The sequence below is a fragment of the Streptomyces sp. NPDC093252 genome (assembly GCF_040683675.1).
Lineage (GTDB): Bacteria > Actinomycetota > Actinomycetes > Streptomycetales > Streptomycetaceae > Streptomyces.
On sequence record NZ_JBFBEM010000013.1, the window covers coordinates 132230 to 148700 of the forward strand.

General features: G+C 73.0%; 17 protein-coding genes. 8 read left to right on the forward strand and 9 right to left on the reverse strand.

Annotated features, from left to right (window positions below):
- The first annotated feature begins 164 nt into the window (after positions 1–164).
- From AB0O01_RS26285 to AB0O01_RS26300, 4 genes are all read left to right on the forward strand, one after another.
- On the forward strand, positions 165–971 hold the full coding sequence (locus AB0O01_RS26285; protein ID WP_365317045.1) for an ABC-2 family transporter protein: 807 nt from the start codon (positions 165–167) through the stop codon (positions 969–971).
- Between the two features lie 382 nt (positions 972–1353).
- Positions 1354–2211, forward strand: coding sequence for an ABC transporter permease (locus AB0O01_RS26290; RefSeq protein ID WP_365317047.1), 858 nt, complete (start codon positions 1354–1356; stop codon positions 2209–2211).
- Positions 2212–2229: 18 nt separating this feature from the next.
- The gene (locus tag AB0O01_RS26295; protein WP_365317048.1) at positions 2230–3237 is read left to right on the forward strand and encodes an ATP-binding cassette domain-containing protein; all 1008 of its coding nucleotides are present in this window, start codon (positions 2230–2232) and stop codon (positions 3235–3237) included.
- Between the two features lie 32 nt (positions 3238–3269).
- Positions 3270–4025, forward strand: coding sequence for a DUF1707 domain-containing protein (locus AB0O01_RS26300; protein WP_365317050.1), 756 nt, complete (start codon positions 3270–3272; stop codon positions 4023–4025).
- A 53-nt stretch (positions 4026–4078) separates the two neighbouring features.
- Here AB0O01_RS26300 and AB0O01_RS26305 read toward each other — a convergent pair whose 3' ends face one another.
- Positions 4079–5410 (reverse strand): SGNH/GDSL hydrolase family protein, encoded by a 1332-nt coding sequence (locus AB0O01_RS26305; protein ID WP_365317051.1) that lies wholly within the window; start codon positions 5408–5410, stop codon positions 4079–4081.
- Positions 5411–5792: 382 nt separating this feature from the next.
- On the opposite strand from AB0O01_RS26305, the gene AB0O01_RS26310 reads away from it, so the two are divergent.
- Positions 5793–7055, forward strand: a complete 1263-nt coding sequence (locus AB0O01_RS26310) for a DUF445 domain-containing protein (protein ID WP_365317052.1) — start codon at positions 5793–5795, stop codon at positions 7053–7055.
- Here the strand turns inward: AB0O01_RS26310 and AB0O01_RS26315 are convergent.
- Positions 7025–7477: a hypothetical protein gene (locus AB0O01_RS26315; protein WP_365317054.1), complete on the reverse strand. Its 453-nt coding sequence runs from the start codon at positions 7475–7477 to the stop codon at positions 7025–7027. The two genes, AB0O01_RS26310 and AB0O01_RS26315, sit on opposite strands and share 31 nt — an antisense overlap.
- Before the next feature lie 202 nt (positions 7478–7679).
- Between AB0O01_RS26315 and AB0O01_RS26320 the strand changes: the two genes are divergently transcribed.
- Positions 7680–9134, forward strand: coding sequence for an MFS transporter (locus AB0O01_RS26320; protein WP_365317253.1), 1455 nt, complete (start codon positions 7680–7682; stop codon positions 9132–9134).
- Between the two features lie 138 nt (positions 9135–9272).
- On the opposite strand, the gene AB0O01_RS26325 is transcribed toward AB0O01_RS26320, so the two are convergent.
- Together AB0O01_RS26325 and AB0O01_RS26330 are read right to left on the reverse strand one after the other, a co-directional pair.
- Positions 9273–10334 carry an alpha/beta hydrolase gene (locus AB0O01_RS26325; RefSeq protein ID WP_365317055.1) on the reverse strand — a complete coding sequence of 354 codons (1062 nt, stop codon included), beginning with the start codon at positions 10332–10334 and terminating at the stop codon, positions 9273–9275.
- A gap of 164 nt (positions 10335–10498) precedes the next feature.
- Positions 10499–10948 carry a hypothetical protein gene (locus AB0O01_RS26330; protein WP_365317057.1) on the reverse strand — a complete coding sequence of 150 codons (450 nt, stop codon included), beginning with the start codon at positions 10946–10948 and terminating at the stop codon, positions 10499–10501.
- Between the two features lie 207 nt (positions 10949–11155).
- On the opposite strand from AB0O01_RS26330, the gene AB0O01_RS26335 reads away from it, so the two are divergent.
- Positions 11156–12097 (forward strand): helix-turn-helix domain-containing protein, encoded by a 942-nt coding sequence (locus AB0O01_RS26335; protein ID WP_365317058.1) that lies wholly within the window; start codon positions 11156–11158, stop codon positions 12095–12097.
- A 6-nt stretch (positions 12098–12103) separates the two neighbouring features.
- Here AB0O01_RS26335 and AB0O01_RS26340 read toward each other — a convergent pair whose 3' ends face one another.
- Positions 12104–12406 (reverse strand): hypothetical protein, encoded by a 303-nt coding sequence (locus tag AB0O01_RS26340; RefSeq protein WP_365317060.1) that lies wholly within the window; start codon positions 12404–12406, stop codon positions 12104–12106.
- A gap of 154 nt (positions 12407–12560) precedes the next feature.
- On the opposite strand from AB0O01_RS26340, the gene AB0O01_RS26345 reads away from it, so the two are divergent.
- Complete coding sequence (locus AB0O01_RS26345; protein ID WP_365317062.1) at positions 12561–14198, forward strand: FAD-dependent monooxygenase; 1638 nt, start codon at positions 12561–12563, stop codon at positions 14196–14198.
- Positions 14199–14260: 62 nt separating this feature from the next.
- Here AB0O01_RS26345 and AB0O01_RS26350 read toward each other — a convergent pair whose 3' ends face one another.
- The 4 genes from AB0O01_RS26350 to AB0O01_RS26365 form a co-directional block, all read right to left on the reverse strand.
- On the reverse strand, positions 14261–14905 hold the full coding sequence (locus AB0O01_RS26350) for a hypothetical protein (protein WP_365317064.1): 645 nt from the start codon (positions 14903–14905) through the stop codon (positions 14261–14263).
- A gap of 177 nt (positions 14906–15082) precedes the next feature.
- On the reverse strand, positions 15083–15286 hold the full coding sequence (locus AB0O01_RS26355) for a hypothetical protein (protein WP_365317065.1): 204 nt from the start codon (positions 15284–15286) through the stop codon (positions 15083–15085).
- Between the two features lie 135 nt (positions 15287–15421).
- On the reverse strand, positions 15422–15625 hold the full coding sequence (locus tag AB0O01_RS26360) for a DUF397 domain-containing protein (protein WP_365317067.1): 204 nt from the start codon (positions 15623–15625) through the stop codon (positions 15422–15424).
- Positions 15622–16458 (reverse strand): helix-turn-helix transcriptional regulator, encoded by an 837-nt coding sequence (locus AB0O01_RS26365; RefSeq protein WP_365317069.1) that lies wholly within the window; start codon positions 16456–16458, stop codon positions 15622–15624. Before AB0O01_RS26365 ends, AB0O01_RS26360 begins: the two co-directional genes overlap by 4 nt.
- Between the last annotated feature and the right edge of the window lie 13 nt (positions 16459–16471).

Consider the following 16471-nt stretch of genomic DNA (forward strand, 5'->3'; position numbering starts at 1 on the left):
TTCACGCCCCCCTGTGAAGACTCTCGCACCGCCCGAACCGTTCCCGGTCACCGGCACGCGACCGGCCCGGAAATGCGGTGGCGTGCGTCACGGCCCGCTCGCTAGGCTCCTGCGCTCGGCCGTCCCGGCGGTTCGGCGACGGTTCGTTGACGAGGGGGAGGCTGGTGGGAGTGGGCTCGGGACGGTTGTACCTCGCCGTCGCCGCGAGTGGAGTACGACGGTACGCGACCTACCGGGTGGCCACCGCCGCCGGCGTCTTCACCAACACCGTCTTCGGGATCATCCTCGTCTACACCTATCTCGCCCTGTGGGACCAGCGCCCCCACCTCGGCGGCTACGACCAGGCCCAGGCCGTCACCTATGTGTGGCTGGGCCAGGCCCTGCTGTCGACCATGGCCATCGGGGGCGGCGGCTTCGAGGACGAGCTGATGGACCGCATCCGCACCGGCGACATCGCCATCGATCTCTACCGGCCCGCCGACCTCCAGCTCTGGTGGCTCGCCACCGACCTGGGCCGGGCCCTCTTCCAGCTCCTCGCGCGCGGGGTGCTGCCCTTCGTCTTCGGCGCCCTCGCCTTCGACGCCGCGCTGCCCTCGGACACCGGGACCTGGGCCGCCTTCCTGGTCGCCGTGAGCCTCGGCATGCTGGTCAGCTTCGGTATCCGCTATCTGGTGGCGCTCAGCACGTTCTGGCTGCTGGACGGGGTGGGGATGAGCCAGCTCGCCTGGCTGCTCGGCTTCTTCTGCTCCGGGATGCTGCTGCCGCTGAACGTCTTCCCCGGCGCGCTCGGCGAGACCGTCCGCGCCCTGCCCTGGTCGGCCCTGCTCCAGGCCCCGGCCGACGTCCTCCTCGGCCGCGCCGGCCTCGTCACCACGTTTGCCTTCCAGGCGGGCTGGGCGGTGGTCCTGTTCGCGGCGGGCCGGATGCTTCAGTCGGCGGCTGCTCGGCGGGTGGTGGTCCAAGGTGGGTGACACCTCCGGTGGGTCGTTGGGTGGTGGTTCGGGGGGCTCGTCGGGTGCGGGTGGGTGGGGGCTGGTCGCGCAGTTCCCCGCGCCCCTGAAAGATTGCGCAGTTCCCCGCGCCCCTGGAGGGCTGCCGGGGGCCTCGGCTGGGGGTGGGGCTTCGGGTGGTGGGGTGGCGTCGGGGCGGGCGGAAGGTGGGGCTGTGGGTGGGGCTATGGGTGGGGCGCGGGGTGCTGCGGTGGACGGGGGTGGGCCGGGTCGTGGCTCGCTGGGTGCTGGGGGTGCTGGGGGTGCTGGGGGTGCTGGGGGTGCTGGGGGTGCTGGGGAAGGCAGGGGAGGCGCGGGCGTTGGGGGAGGTGGGGGTGCTGGGGGTGCCGGGGGCGGTGGGGGTGTGGTGGGTGGGGAGGAAGGGGGCTGGGGTGAGGGGGGTGTTCGGGGTGGGCGGTTGGGGGACGGGGTGCGGGCCTATCGGCTCATCGTCGCCATGTGGATCCGCTCCACCATGGCCTACCGGGTCTCCTTCGTGATGACGACCCTCGGCAGCTTCCTCGCCACCGGTCTGGACTTCATCGCGATCCTGCTGATGTTCTCCCGCGTCGACGCCCTCGGCGGCTACGCGCTGCCCGAGATCGCCCTGCTCTACGGCCTGTCCAGCCTCTCCTTCGGCCTCGCCGACCTGGCCATCGGCTCCATGGACCGGCTCGGCCGCCGGGTCCGGGACGGCACCCTGGACTCCCTGCTGGTGCGCCCCGCGCCGGTGCTCGCGCAGGTCGCCGCCGACCGCTTCGCCCTGCGCCGCCTCGGCCGGGTCCTCCAGGGCTCGCTGGTCCTCGGCTACGGGCTCGCCCACCTCGACCTCGACTGGACGGCGGGGCGGCTGCTGCTGATGCCGGTGATGATCCTCAGCGGCGGGCTGATCTTCTGCGCGGTGTTCGTCGCCGGGGCGGCCTTCCAGTTCGTCGCGCAGGACGCCTCCGAGGTGCAGAACGCGTTCACCTACGGCGGGACGACGCTGCTCCAGTACCCCCCGACCGTCTTCGGCACGGACCTGGTGCGCGGCGTGACCTTCGTCCTGCCGCTGGCCTTCGTCAACTGGGTGCCCGCCAGCTATGTCCTGGGCCGCCCCTACCCGCTGGACCTGCCCGCGTGGACGGCGTTCGCCACGCCGCTGGTCGCCGCCGGGTGCTGCGCGCTGGCGGGACTGGCCTGGCGGGCGGGCCTGCGGACCTACCGGAGCACGGGAAGCTAGAGAGGATCGCCGGAGAAGATGACGGAGCTGGAGCTGGAGCGGGACCGGGAGCGGCGGGAGCCGCCCGGGTTCATCGAACTCGACCGCGTCGAGAAGGTCTTCGACGTCCGCAAGAAGACCGGCTTCCTCAAGCGGGAGCGCCGGGAGGTGCGGGCGGTCGACGCGCTCTCCTTCACCGTGGCGCGCGGCGAGATGGTCGGCTACATCGGGCCGAACGGCGCCGGGAAGTCCACCACGATCAAGATGCTGACCGGCATCCTCACCCCGAGCGCGGGCCGCCTGCGGGTGGCCGGGATCGACCCGTCCCGCGAGCGCGGGCGCCTCGCCCGGCGGATCGGCGTCGTCTTCGGGCAGCGCACCACCCTGTGGTGGGACCTCCCGCTGATCGACTCCTACCGGCTGATGCACCGCATGTACCGCATCCCGGACGCCCGTTACCGCGCCAACCTCGACCGCTGCGTCGAACTCCTCGAACTGGGCGAGCTGCTGGACGTCCCGGTCCGTCAGCTCTCCCTCGGCCAGCGGATGCGCGGCGACATCGCCGCCGCCCTCCTCCACGACCCCGAGGTCCTCTACCTCGACGAGCCGACCATCGGTCTGGACGTCATCTCCAAGGCCAGGGTCCGGGAGTTCCTGCGCGACCTCAACGCCGAGCGCGGCACCACCGTCCTGCTCACCACCCACGACCTCCAGGACATCGAACAGCTCTGCTCCCGCGTGATGGTCATCGACCACGGCCGCCTCATGTACGACGGCCCGCTCGCCGGGCTGCACGAGGCGGGCGAGAGCGAACGGACCCTGGTGGTCGACCTGGAGCGCGAACTGCCGCCGATCGACGTCCCGCCCGCCCGGGTCGTCCGGGTCGAGGGCCCCCGCCAGTGGCTGGCCTTCCCGGCCGGGGAGTCGGCGGCGCCGCTGGTGGCGCGGGTGGCGGCGGAGTACCCGCTGGTGGACCTGTCGGTGCGGGAGCCCGACATCGAGGCCGTCATCGCGCGGATGTACGCGGGCCGCGCGGAAGCCGCGTAGTGCCGGGCGCCCGAAACTCGTAGGCTGCCGGTATGACCGACGATGCCCCGGAACTGCGTGCCTCCGACGCCGATCGCGAGCGGGTCGCCGAGATCCTGCGGGACGCCCTGGCGGAAGGGCGGCTGGACATGACGGAGTTCGAGGAGCGGCTCGACCGGACGTACCAGGCCCGGACGTACGGCGAACTCGCGCCGATCACCCGCGATCTGCCCGGCGTGTCCCTGGTCAAGGGGCCGGAGGAGGGGCGGGGTTGGGCGGGCCGGGTCACCAGGGGGGCCGGTTCGTCGACCTGGGGTGTGGCGGTGCTGTCGGCGTTCCAGCGCAAGGGGCGCTGGACGGTGCCGGAGCGGTTCAACAGCGTGGCGTTCTGGGGCGGCGGGGAGATCGATCTGCGCGAGGCGGACTTCGCGGAGCGCGAGGTCGTCATCAACTGCGTGGCCGTCATGGGCGGGGTGACGGTGATCGTGCCGCCGGGGGTGGAGGTGGTGGTGCGGGGGATCGGGGTCATGGGCGGTTTCGACCACCGCGAGGACGGAGTGCCGGGCGAACCCGGCGCCCCGCGGGTCGTGGTCACCGGCTTCGCCTTCTGGGGCGGCGTCCAGATCGAACGCAAGGCGACCCGCGCGGAACGCCAGCGCCTGAAGGAGGAACGCCGCCAGGCCCGCCAGGAGCGGCGACAGGAGCGGCGACAGGAACTGCGGGAACGCCACCAGCAGTACCGCGACGACATGTACGACGCCCACCGCCGCATGCTGGACGACCACAGGGATCGCCGGCGGGGGGAGTGACGCCGGGGCGGGCATGAGGGCTTTCGGGGGCCGGGATCCCCCCCCGGCGAGTCTCAGAGCCGTACCGGCGCCGACCCCCTCAGCGCGGGCAGCGGAAACACCGCCCCCATCCGCGCATACCCCCGGTCACTCGGATGCAGATGGTCCCCCGAGTCGTACTCCCCGGCCAGGCGCCGCGGGTCATACCCGTCGCGCACCGCCCCGTCGAAATCGGCGACCGCGTCGAACACACCCCCCGCCCGGATCTCCGCGTTGATCCGCTGCCGCACCCCCTCCCGGGCGTCCGTGTACCCCCGGTGGCCGAAGAACGGCATCAGCGTCGCCCCCACCACCTTCACGCCCCGCGCGTGCGCCCGGTCGGTCAGCGTGCGCAGACCGTCGAGGATCCGGTCGGGATCGGCGGTCCCGGGGTGCCGCAGGATGTCGTTGACGCCGAGGGCGATCACCACCACCCGGACCCCGGTCCGCTCCAGCACGTCCCGGTCGAAGCGCTCCAGCCCGCTGGGGTTGTCCGCGGGGCGCCCGAGCCCGTCCGTGAGGACCTGGTTCCCGCTGATGCCCTGGTTGACCACGCTGTAGCGCGGGACGCCGTCCGCGCCGGAGGCCACCGCCTCGCGGAGCCGGTCGGACAGGACATCGGTCCAGCGCCGGTTCCGTCCCACGGACGAGGTCACCCCGTCCGTCAGCGAGTCCCCGAGCACCACCACCGTCCCCTCGGACTCATGGCTGAGGACGTCCAGCGCGGTCAGATACCGCCAGGACTCCACCCGCGCGGTGTACCCGGCGCCGCTCGCCTCGGCGGCCAGGTCGCCCCGGGCTGCGTAGGAGAGCTGGCGGGCCCGCGGATGGTGGGTGACCGGCCCGGCGCCGGTGGGGGAGTACGTCGTGACCAGCACATCGCTGTCGTACGGGATCCGCAGCTCCACCGGGTCGCTGACGAGCTGCTCCCCGGCCGGGACGACGATCCGGGGGCTCCCGGCGGACGTCAGCCGCCGCATGCTGCCGGGCACCGCCGCCGCCGTATCCTCCCCGGCCGACAGGGCGATCGTGGCACGGGTGATGATCAGCGGCTGCCGGCCGTAGAGGTTGGAGAGGGTGATCCGCGCGTGGGTGCCGCCCACGCCGGTGTGCACCACATTGCGCAGCGACCGGCCCGCGAGACCGTCCGTCCCGGTGCCGGGCTCGGCGCCCGCCGGGGACGCGGACCAGGAGCCCACCCAGACGCCCGTGGAGGCGGGCGCCGCCGACGGCCCGGTCGCCCGCTCGGTCACCGGTCCGGCCGTACGCGCCGGACCGGTCGGGACCCCGAGGTATATCCCGGCCGACACGGCGACGACCAGCGCGAGCAGCGCGGCCAGGAGAAGGTGGTCGTGGCGCCTGGTCATGGCGGTGCTGGATCTCCTGTCGTCGTCCGGAGGACGGTCCCCCGGACCGAGGGACCGGAGGACGGTCCCGCAGTCCCGCAGTCCCTCGGTCACCCGGCCTCCCCGGTCACCCGGCCCCGGCCCCCGTCCCTCCCGCCCCGACAGACGCCGGGAACTCTCACTCCGTTCCGGGAGTCGGTCAGGAAGGGACACAGGAAGGGACAATGGCGTTGTGGGGGATCGCGAACGGGTGGAGCGGATGGATCGTACGGAAGTCGATGAGAAGTCGGTCAGGTCGGACATAGCGCCGGTGACTGGGGTAAATGGCGCGCACGGGGAGAATGCCCGGCCCGGTACCCCCGGCAACCCCGGTACCCCCGGCAACCGTCCCGGGGCGCGCGCGATGACCACCTTCTCCGCCGCCGACCTGGAGAAGCAGCGCGGGGTCCGGCAGATGAAACTCACCGCGACCGGGCTGCTGCTCCTGGTGGCCGTGATCTACGTCCTGGCGAAATGGGCGTCGAACGCGGGCGCGGGCCCCTGGGCGGGCTATGTGGCCGCCGCCGCCGAGGCCGGGATGGTCGGCGCGCTGGCCGACTGGTTCGCGGTCACCGCCCTTTTCCGGCATCCCCTCGGCATCCCGATCCCGCACACCGCGATCATCCCCCGCAAGAAGGACCAGCTCGGCGAGGCGCTCGGCGGCTTCGTCGGTGAGAACTTCCTCTCCGAGACCGTCGTACGGCAGCGGCTGCGGTCCGTCGGCATCGGCAGCAGGCTCGGCGCCTGGCTCGCCGAACCGGCCAACGCCGACCGGGTCACGGCGGAGCTGGCGACCGCGCTGCGCGGTGCGCTGACCGTGCTGCGGGACTCCGATGTCCAGGCGGTGGTGGGGGAGGCGATCACCCGGCGGGCGAACGCCCAGGAGATCGCCCCCGGGATCGGCAAGCTGCTGGAGAAGGTCGTCGCCGACGGCGGGCACAACCGGATCGTGGACCTGGTGGTCACCCGGGCGCACGACTGGCTGGTGCTGCACGGCGACTCCGTGATGGACGCGGTGCAGGGCGGGGCGCCCGGCTGGACCCCCCGGTTCGTGGACCGCCGGATCGGCGACCGGGTCTACAAAGAGCTGCTGCGGTTCTGCGCCGAGATGCGGGACATGCCCACGCACCCGGCCCGCGGCGCCCTGGACCGCTTCCTCACCGACTTCGCCTCCGACCTCCAGTCCGACACCGAGACCCGGACCAAGGTGGAGCGGCTCAAGGGCGAGGTACTGGGCCGCGGCGAGGTCCAGGATCTGATCGCGTCCGCCTGGACGGCCGTACGCACCATGATCGTCTCGGCGGCCGACGACGAGCGCAGTGAGCTGCGGCTGCGGGTGCGGTCCTCGCTGCTGTCGCTGGGTGCCCGGATGGCCACCGAGCCCGGTCTCCAGCGGAAGGTGGACGCCTGGGTGGAGGACGCGGCGGTGCATGTGGTGACCACGTACCGGGACGAGATCACCTCGCTGATCAGCGACACCGTGGCGAGCTGGGACGCCGAGCACACCACCCGCAAGATCGAGGCGCACATCGGCCGTGACCTCCAGTTCATCCGGATCAACGGCACGGTCGTGGGCTCGCTCGCCGGGCTGCTGATCTACACGGTCTCGCGCATGCTGGGGGCATGACCCCCGGGCCGCGGGCTTCCCCGCTCCGGCTCCGGGCACCCGGCAAGGGTCGCCTCGACGCAGAGGGAGCGGGCCATGACAGCAGCGGAGTCGGAATCGTCGCCGGAGTCGTCACCGAAGGCGTCCTCGGGGGCACCGGGGGTTCCGGGAGCGTCGGGGGCGTCGGGGGCACCCGGGGCGTCGGGGTCACCGGGGTCGCCGTTGGAGCCGTCGCCGCCGGAGCCGTCGTCGAGGCCGTCGCCGGGGCCGTCTTCGAAGCCGTCCTGGCGGTCCGTGCGGCCCCCGGGGCAGGTGCAGGGCCCTCCGGGGGCGGCGGGGACGGCGGGGGCTTTGGGGCCTCCGGGGTCTCCCGGGTCGCTGGGGTCGCCGGGGTCGCCGGGATCTTCCGGCCCGACGGCGAGGGGGACCGGAACCGGCGGCAAGGGGGCCGCCGTGCCCGGCAACGGCGGCAAGCGGCGCCCCGTTTCCGGGGACACCGGCACCCGCCCCGGGGACACCGGCCCCGCGCCCAAGCGCCTCGGCCCCGCTCCCGGAGACCCTGGCCCCATCCCCGGGGACACCGGCCCCGCGCCCAAGCGCCTCGGCCCCGCCCCCAAAGACCCCGCCTCCAAAGACCCCGGCCCCATCCCCGGGGAGACCGGCACCGTCACCACCGCCGTCCCGGCCCGGCTCGACCGGCTGCCCTGGTCGCGCTGGCACTGGATGATCGTCATCGGTCTGGGGACCGTCTGGATCCTGGACGGTCTGGAGGTGACGATCGTCGGCAATGTGGCCGGACGGCTCGCCGAGGACGGCAGCGGGCTGGCCATCTCGTCCGCCCAGGTCACCGGGGTCGCCGCCGCGCTCTATGTGGCGGGGGCCTGTACGGGGGCGCTGTTCTTCGGCTGGCTCACCGACCGCCACGGCCGCAAGAAACTGTTCATGATCACCCTGGTGGTCTATCTGAGCGCCACCGCGATGACCGCGCTGTCCTTCGAGTCCTGGTGGTTCTTCCTCTTCCGCTTTCTGACCGGCTTCGGCATCGGCGGCGAGTACGCGGCCATCAACTCCGCCATCGACGAACTGATCCCCTCCCTGTACCGGGGCCGGGTCGATCTGATCATCAACGGCAGTTACTGGCTCGGCGCGATCGGCGGGGCCCTGCTGTCGATCGTGATGCTGGACACCGCCATCTTCCCGAAGGACCTGGGCTGGCGGCTCAGCTTCGCCCTCGGGGTCGTCCTCGGCCTGGTGATCCTGCTGGTGCGGCGGCACGTCCCGGAGAGTCCGCGCTGGCAGTTCATCCACGGCCAGGGCGACCGGGCGGAGGAACTCGTCTCCTCCGTCGAACACGAGATCGAGCTGGAGCAGGGGAAGCCGCTGCCGCCGCCCGCCGGTGAGATCACCATCCACCAGCGCAAGAGCATCGGCTTCGGGCTGGTCGCCCGGACCGTCTTCCGCCGCTATCCGCGCCGCGCGGTCCTCGGCCTCTCCCTCTTCATCGGCCAGGCGTTCCTGTACAACGCCATCACCTTCGGCTTCGGCACCATCCTGATCACCTTCTTCGATGTGCCGACCGGCCACACCGGCTACTACTTCGCCGTCATCGCCGCGGGCAACTTCCTCGGCCCGCTGCTGCTCGGCAAGCTCTTCGACACCGTCGGCCGCCGGATCATGATCTCCTCGACGTATCTGATCTCCGGGGTGCTGCTGTTCGGCACGGCCTGGCTGTTCGACCGGGGCTCGCTCACGGCGAGCACCATGACCGCCTGCTGGTGCGTGGTGCTGTTCTTCGCCTCGGCGGGCGCCTCCAGCGCCTATCTGACCGTCTCCGAGATCTTCCCGATGGAGACCCGGGCCATGGCCATCGCCTTCTTCTACGCCCTCGGCACCGCCGCCGGCGGGATCAGCGGGCCGCTGCTCTTCGCCGACCTCACCGCGTCGGGCGTGGTCGGCGACACCGCGCTCGCCTTCCGGATCGGCGCCGCGCTGATGTGCGCGGCGGGCCTGGTGGCGGCCTTCCTGGCGGTGAAGGCGGAACGCCGGTCGCTGGAGGACATCGCGACGCCGCTGTCGGTGGTGCCGGGCACGGTGAAGTGACGGTCAGGTGACCGGGACGGGCGCGGCGGCCGGGGCTGCGAAGCCGGGTGCCCCCGGCGCCCCGAGCATCGTCGGGGGCGTCGGGGGCGTCGGGGGTACCGGTGGGACCGGTGGGACCGGTGGGGACCTGGATCCGGGTCAGCGCAGATGGGCCCGGAAGAAGGCGCCCACGGTCGGGAAGCTCAGCGCCGGTGAGGTGGCGGTCCGGGTCGGGCGGCAGCCGCGGGTGGTCTCCACGGTCTGCTCGGGGTGCGGGGCGGAGAGCGCGCCGGAGAACGGGAAGAAGTGGTCGGCGCCCTTGAGGGTGTACAGGGCGGCGGTGCCGCAGGACGCCTTCAGGGCGGAGTAGAGCAGCCGGCTCTGCCCGAGGGGGACGAGCGGGTCGGCGTCACCGTGCCCGAGGAGGAACGCCGGGGGGCGCCGGGTGGATGCCTGGAGATGGGTGATCGGGTTGGCCTGCGCCAGCACCTCGGGCGAGCAGGAGGCCAGCCCGGCCGGGCAGCCGAGGTAGGTCGAGGCGGCCGGGTCCAGCCCTGGGTGGCCGGTCAGGGAGGCGAGGTCGTTCGGCCCGGAGAGATCGACCACGGCATCGACGCAGCTCGACGGCCCGGTCGTCCCGATGGACCCTTCGAGCGCCGGGACCCGGCAACTCGTGCCGACGAGCGCGGCGATCTGCCCGCCGGCCGATCCGCCCCACAGTCCGACCTTCCCGTTGAGCCCGTAGGCGGCGGCGTTGGCGCGCAGATACCGGATGGCGGCCTTCACCTCGTGGATCTGCTGGGGGAAGAGGGCGCCGGGCGCCAGGGTGTAGTTGACGGAGGCGACGGCGACGCCCTCGCCGAGCAGGGACTCCCAGGCGGGGATGCGCTGGAGTTCGGTCTTGTCACCGGCGAACCAGCCGCCGCCGTGCACATAGATCACCAGCGGCAGCTTCTTGCGGGCGCCTTCGGGCACGTACAGATCGAGGACCTGGCCGGGGGCGGAGGCGTAGGGGACGTCGAGGCGGCTGGTGTAGGCGGGGGTGGTGGCCGGGGTTGTGGTGGTCGGGGTGGACGGGGTGGGCGCGGTGGGGCGTTCGGCGGTGCCGCTCGCCTCCGCCGTGCCGGCGAGGAGGCCGAAGCAGGCGGCGGCTGCGGCCACCGCGGCGGTCAGACGTCTGGCGCGGTGTCCCGGGCGGGACAGCAGGGCGGCGAGCGGCATGGGTGACTCCTCGGGCATCGGCGGTGCGGGGAGCGGCAGTGCGGGGGAGCGGCAGTGCGCGGAGTCGAAAGTAAAATGGAGATTACTTCTCCACAAGGGGTGCGACGCTGCTTTCCCGGCGGCCTGGCAGAAACCGAACCACCACTCCGGCCCCTCGCGCCCCCCTACGCCCCGGTAGTGGACCCCGGCCGCACGATCATCAGCACCGTCACGGTCGCCCACAGCAGATTGAAGATCCCGGTGAACATGGCCAGCCGTACGGTCGTCTCCCGGGTCCCGCGCCCCTCGGCCAGCGCGCCCTGCCGGGGCAGCACCAGCAGCACCAGCACGGCCGCCGCGAGCACCGTCAGCACGATCGAGGTGATCAGCCAGGCGTCCCCGAGCACCCCCATGGCGCTGCCGGTGGCCAGCCCGAAGACCGGTACGGCCACCCCGACGGCCGCGTACACCTGGCAGATCCGGTGCAGCAGCGCCACGGTGCCGGTGGCGCCGGGGTCGTCCGGCGTCTCCAGGGCCTTGCGGGCGGCGGGCGGGAACATGCTGGCCGCGACCGTGACGGGACCGATGGCGACGATGGCGGCGATGACATGGACGGAGAGCAGGAACTTGGTCACGGGCGTCGAGAGTAGGGACCTGCGGAGCGGCGGAGAAGTGGCGGAAATGCCAGGTGCCGACGGATTCTCGCCAGGAGGGTGGGAGGGGGCCGGGAGAGGGTTCCTGGGGGCCGGAGGGGCTTCGGCGGGGCGGAGCGCGGGGTTCCAGTGGCCCGGAGTGCCGATGTACCGCTTGGCGGAAATCCGTCGGCCGCCTACCCTCTGGCCATGCACACCGTGGCCGTTCTCGCCCTGGACGGGGTCATTCCGTTCGATCTCTCGGCGCCTGTCGACGCGTTCGGCTGGGCGCGGCTGCCGGACGGGCGGGAGGCGTACCGGGTGCGGGTCTGCTCGGTGGGCGGGGAGGTGAACGCGGGCCCCTTCACCCTGCGCACCCCGTACGGGCTCGAACTGCTCGCGGAGGCCGACACGATCGTGCTGCCCGGCGTCGAGAACCCGCCCGAGGTGCTGCCGCCCGGGGTCGCCGAGGCCCTGCGCGCGGCGGCGGCGAACGGCACCCGGATGGCCTCGGTGTGCGTCGGGGCGTTCCTCTTCGCCGCGACCGGACTGCTGGACGGACTGCGCGCCACCACCCACTGGCTCGCCGCGCCGGACCTGGCCGCCCGCTATCCGAAGGTGACCGTCGACGCCCGGGTGCTGTACGTCGACAACGGCCAGTTCCTGACGTCGGCGGGCGCGGCGGCGGCGCTCGATCTCTGTCTGCACATGATCCGCGGCGACTACGGCTCGGCGGTGGCCGCGCACACCGCCCGGATGTCGGTGATGCCGCTGGAACGGGAGGGCGGCCAGGCCCAGTTCATCGTCACCGATCCGCCCCCGGCACCGGCCGGGGCGGCCATGGAGCCGCTGCTCGGCTGGCTGGAGGACCGGTTGGACCGGGATCTCACCCTGGAGGAGATCGCCGCCCACGCCGGGATGAGCACCCGCACCCTGAACCGCCGCTTCCGCGAGCAGACCGGTACGACGCCGCTGCGGTGGCTGCACCGGGCACGGGTGCGGCGGGCCCAGCATCTGCTGGAGACGACCTCGTACCCGGTGGAACGGATCGCCGCGCAGACCGGGTTCGGCTCGCCGACGGCGTTCCGGGAGCGGTTCCGGAAGGTGGTGGGGACGAGCCCGCAGGGGTATCGGAGGGCGTTCAGGGGGTGAGGGGGCTCACGCCTTGCGGTCGGCGACCGCCCAGGAGGCGAGGGCGACGGCCCCGGCGACCCCGAACACCGCCGGCCAGGCGCCGACCTTCTTGGCCAGCGGATGCGACGCCCCGAACGCGGCCACGTACCCGGCGGTCAGCGCACCCGCCGCAGGCCCCCCGGCGCGGGCCCGCCACTGCGTGGCGGCGGCGGCTCCGGCGACGGCCAGCACGGCCCCGCCCAGTTCCCGCCGCTTGGTCCAGCGGGCGACGCCGTACCCGCCGACGAGTCCGCCCGCCGCGACCAGCGCGCTGGGGACCTTGGCCATCGTTGCCTCCTCAGTACCGGGACCGACCCACCGACCCACCGACCTACTGATCGATCCATCGGATCCATCGGATCCATCGTCGCTTCGAGGCTAACCCCGGCCCCGCCCGGACCGTCGCGCGCCCCCGTCCCCGCTCCGGCGGTATATCAGGGACATGGACGTGGTGGACGCGAACCCGGACCCGGAACCGGACCCGGACCCGGGCGTGGGCGTGGACGTGGACGTGGACGTGCTGATCGTCGGGGGCGGGCCCGTCGGGCTGGCCGCGCGGGTGCTGCTGGAGCGGTGGGGGGTGCGGACCCTGCTGGTCGAGCGGCACCGGGAGCTGTCGCCGTTCCCGCGCTCTCGGCTGGTCAATGTGCGGTCGATGGAGATCCTGCGGCAGCTCGGGCTGGCCGAGCGGCTCACGGCGGTGGCGTTCCCGGCGAAGTACGGGCGCATCCGGTTCCGGGACACCCTGCGCGGCCCGGACTTCGCGACCGCGGCGATGGTCGGCGTACGGGAGGCCGTCCCGGAGAGTCCCGTGCGCGGGGTGGTCAGCTCCCAGGACCGGCTGGAGCCGCTGCTGCTGGGCGCGGCGGCCGGGGAGATCCGCTTCGGCACCGAACTGACGGCGCTGCGGGACACCGGCACCGGGGTGATCGCCGACCTGGCCGACCGGGAACGCGGTACGTCGGCCCGGATCGGCGCCCGCTTTCTGCTGGCCGCCGACGGGGCGGGCTCCGCCGTCCGGCGGCTGCTCGGCATCGGCGTCCACGGGCCCGGTGAGCTGGGCCGGACCACCACCGTCGTCTTCGACGCCGACCTCGCCGAGTGGAGCGACCGGGAACCGGCCGGGATGTACGTCACCGCGCACGGCTCGTTCCTGCCGCTGTACCCCGAGGGCGGCTGGGCCTGGTTCGGGCCCACCCCCGAGGGCGCGGCGCACACCGACTGGGGCGCGCTGGTCCGGCGGGCGCTGGGAGCGGCACGCGACGGGGACGGCGGAGTGCCCGGTCCCGCGACGGACGTCGATGTCCTGCGCGTCCAGCACTGGACCATGAACGCCTTCGTCGCCGACCGCCTCCGCCACGGCCGGATCCTGCTGGCGGGGGACGCCGCCCACGCCGTCCCGATCGTCGGCGGACTCGGCATGAACACCGGGATCGGCGATGTCCACAACCTGTGCTGGAAGCTGGCCGGGGTCCTGAAGGGCTGGGCCCGCCCCGCTCTCCTCGACACCTACGCGCCCGAACGCCACCCGGTGGCCGAACGGGTGCTGGAGCAGTCGGTCGCCAACACCCGCCTGATGGCCGAGGTCCAGGCCCACCGCCGCGCCCGGCTCGCCGCGGGCCCCGCCGAGGCGGACCCCGGCCGGGTCGAACTCCCCTGGACCGACCAGTACTTCGCCCAGATGGGCCTGGTGCTGGGGGTGGCGTACGAGTCGACGGCGGTACTGCGGGAGCCGTCCGGCACGGGCCCCGCTCCTGCCGGGGGCACCGACTACGTCCCCACCCCCCACCCCGGCCACCGCCTCCCCCACCTCTGGCTCACCCCCACCCGCTCCACCCTGGACACCCTCGGCGAGCACTTCACCCTGCTCACCGCGAGCCCGCCCCCGCACCTCCCCGCCACCCCCTGGCCCCTGAGCGTCCAGTCCCTCGCCCCGCGCCACGCCGACGCCTACGGCCTCGCCCCCGGCGGCGCCCTCCTCGTCCGCCCCGACGGTCACATCGCCGCCCGCTTCCCCGACGCCCCGCCGACCCCGGCCACCCTCACCGGCGCGCTCGACGCGATCACCGGAGGTGGCTGACGACCGCCTGGCCACGGCCCGGCCCGGTCCGGCTACGGCCGCCAGGTCACGGTCCGGCCCGGCTACGGCCGCCAGATCACGAAGTCCGACCAGACCTCCACCGTCGTCTCCTGGTCCCAGGGACCGCCGTCGTCCAGCCCGGCGAACTCCCGTTCGATGTAGTCCACGAGGTGATCGCTGTGGCACCGGATGGCCGTGCCCCACATGGACAGCACCGGATGCCCGTACGACCCGCCCCCGGCCGGCAGAAACCGGTGGCCGTACACCGGGACCATCGCCGGGGCCTCGGCCAGTTTGCGCCGGGCCATGTCGACGGCGGCTCGTGCCCCGCGGGGCCGGGCGCCGAAGGCCCGTTGGTGCCAGCCGCCCAGCTCCACTTCCCGCAGGACCTCCCGTACCGGCCACTCCAGCCGGTACCGCAGATCCTCCGGGTCGCCGTGGCGCCAGTCCGGCCAGGGCTGCTCCCAGGCGGCGCCGCGTTTGGGCGGCGAGGCGACGGGCAGCCCTTCGGCCAGAAAGGCGCGGTGATCGGCGGCGAACACAAACCCGTAGGTGCGCTCGATCCGGGCGAGTTCGGCCTCGCTCAGCCCGGCCGCGACATCGCACCCGGGAAGCGCCGCGAGCCGCCGGGCCGCTTCCTTCCCCAGCCGGACACCGTCCGTACCGCCCGCACCGTCCCTGTCAGCCGTGCCGTCCGTGTCAGCCATTCGGGCAAGGTACACAGGGAACGGCCGTTCGGACGCCGGAATCGGCCAGCACACCGGAACCACCCGGCCGACGCGGCGACGAAGGTCCGACGGAGCACGAATGGCAGCCCGTCGGAGCATGAATGACGGCCCAGCGCAGCATGAATGACGACGCGTCAGAACAACAATGGCAACCCATCAGAGCGGGGCCGTCGGCCGGATCGGCCTGCTGATCCGGCCGACGGTGCTGCTGCCGAGGGCGAGGCGCTGGCGGCCGGCGGGCCGGTAGCCGGTGCCGTAGCAGCACTGGCGCCGGGTGAGGACGACCTTGACGGGCCGTCCGGCCTCGCGGGTGGGCGCGAAGGGGGTGGTGGGAGCGGGGGTGGGGACGGGGGTGGTCATCGCCTACTGCCCTCCTGTGCTAGCGAGTTGGCGACGGACGATGCCCCCCGGCGAGCGGCACGGCGCGACGCGGGAACCCCGCCCGGGGTGAGGCGACCGGACGGGGTTCGGGGAGGTTGGGGGGATCGGGGGTGCTCAGCCGATGTCGGCGTTGCGTGCGAGTGTCAGGAGATCGGTGAAGGCCGCGAGGGAGAGTATGAGGACCGGGCCGTCGGTGCGCTTGCTGTCCCGGAGGGGGATGAGACCGGTCGTCGTGATGTGGTCGGGGGCCCATTCGACGCACTGACCGCCGCCACCGCTGTAGGAAGACTTGATCCAGTTGAGAGGCTCGCTCATCACAAGGTGCCCTTTCGTACCTGGTCAATCATGGCTACGGAACCCGCCTGCGGGAGCGCGTGTTTCTGCAGGTGATGGTAGGCCGTCAAGAGGGGCAGCACGGAGTTGGTTTCCCGGTCCAGGTGTCCCCGGGTGGCGGACTCCGCGTAGGCCAGGAGAGACCGGTCGGGCAGGGTCAGCACGGTTATCGGCAGACTGAAGGGGCGACGAGCCCCTATGGAGAAGTCCGCGACTTGAAGGACGGCGTTCGGCTGCTCGGCGAAGGCGATCAACCGCGCCATCTGGGCCTGCATCACGGAAGGGCTGCCGACCGGTCGCCGGATGCAGCTCTCGTCCAGCACCACATGGACCAGCGGCGGCGGCTTGCGGGCGACCATCGCCTGCCGCTCACCCAGAAACGACACCCGCTCCTGGGCCTGCTCCGGGGTGATGGCTCCCCGCTCGACATGTCCTGCCTCGATCGCCGCGGCGTAGTCCGGGGTTTGCAGAAGTCCGGGGATGACGCCGACTTCGTACGCCCTGATCTCCGCCGCCCGGCCCTCGTGGCCCACGTACTCGGGGAACCCCTCCAGCAGACTGCCGTGCTGGATCTCGCGCCAGGCCCGTTCGAAGGTGTCCGCCGCGCCTTGGAGTCCGAACGCGGCGTCCGCACTGCGCGAGAAACGCCAACTAGGAATCTTGCGGCCGGTTTCCACGGCTGAGATGTGCCCGCTGGAGTACTTCATCATGGCGGAAAGATCTTCTTGCTTCCAGCCGTGCGCCTCACGTGCGCTGCGTAATCGCGCGCCGAACGCCGCCTGCGGAGAAGCGTCGGGGTTCAACTCCTTGCGGTTCACCCGGGACCCCCTA

Bases quoted from the DNA above. Each gene is read 5' to 3' on its own strand.
- AB0O01_RS26325 (WP_365317055.1), bottom strand. From the start codon at position 10,334: ATGCCGCTCGCCGCCCTGCTGTCCCGCCCGGGACACCGCGCCAGACGT.
- AB0O01_RS26340 (WP_365317060.1), bottom strand. From the start codon at position 12,406: ATGGCCAAGGTCCCCAGCGCGCTGGTCGCGGCGGGCGGACTCGTCGGC.
- AB0O01_RS26310 (WP_365317052.1), top strand. From the start codon at position 5,793: ATGACCACCTTCTCCGCCGCCGACCTGGAGAAGCAGCGCGGGGTCCGG.
- AB0O01_RS26305 (WP_365317051.1), bottom strand. From the start codon at position 5,410: ATGACCAGGCGCCACGACCACCTTCTCCTGGCCGCGCTGCTCGCGCTG.
- AB0O01_RS26300 (WP_365317050.1), top strand. From the start codon at position 3,270: ATGACCGACGATGCCCCGGAACTGCGTGCCTCCGACGCCGATCGCGAG.
- AB0O01_RS26295 (WP_365317048.1), top strand. From the start codon at position 2,230: ATGACGGAGCTGGAGCTGGAGCGGGACCGGGAGCGGCGGGAGCCGCCC.
- AB0O01_RS26345 (WP_365317062.1), top strand. From the start codon at position 12,561: ATGGACGTGGTGGACGCGAACCCGGACCCGGAACCGGACCCGGACCCG.
- AB0O01_RS26350 (WP_365317064.1), bottom strand. From the start codon at position 14,905: ATGGCTGACACGGACGGCACGGCTGACAGGGACGGTGCGGGCGGTACG.
- AB0O01_RS26335 (WP_365317058.1), top strand. From the start codon at position 11,156: ATGCACACCGTGGCCGTTCTCGCCCTGGACGGGGTCATTCCGTTCGAT.
- AB0O01_RS26355 (WP_365317065.1), bottom strand. From the start codon at position 15,286: ATGACCACCCCCGTCCCCACCCCCGCTCCCACCACCCCCTTCGCGCCC.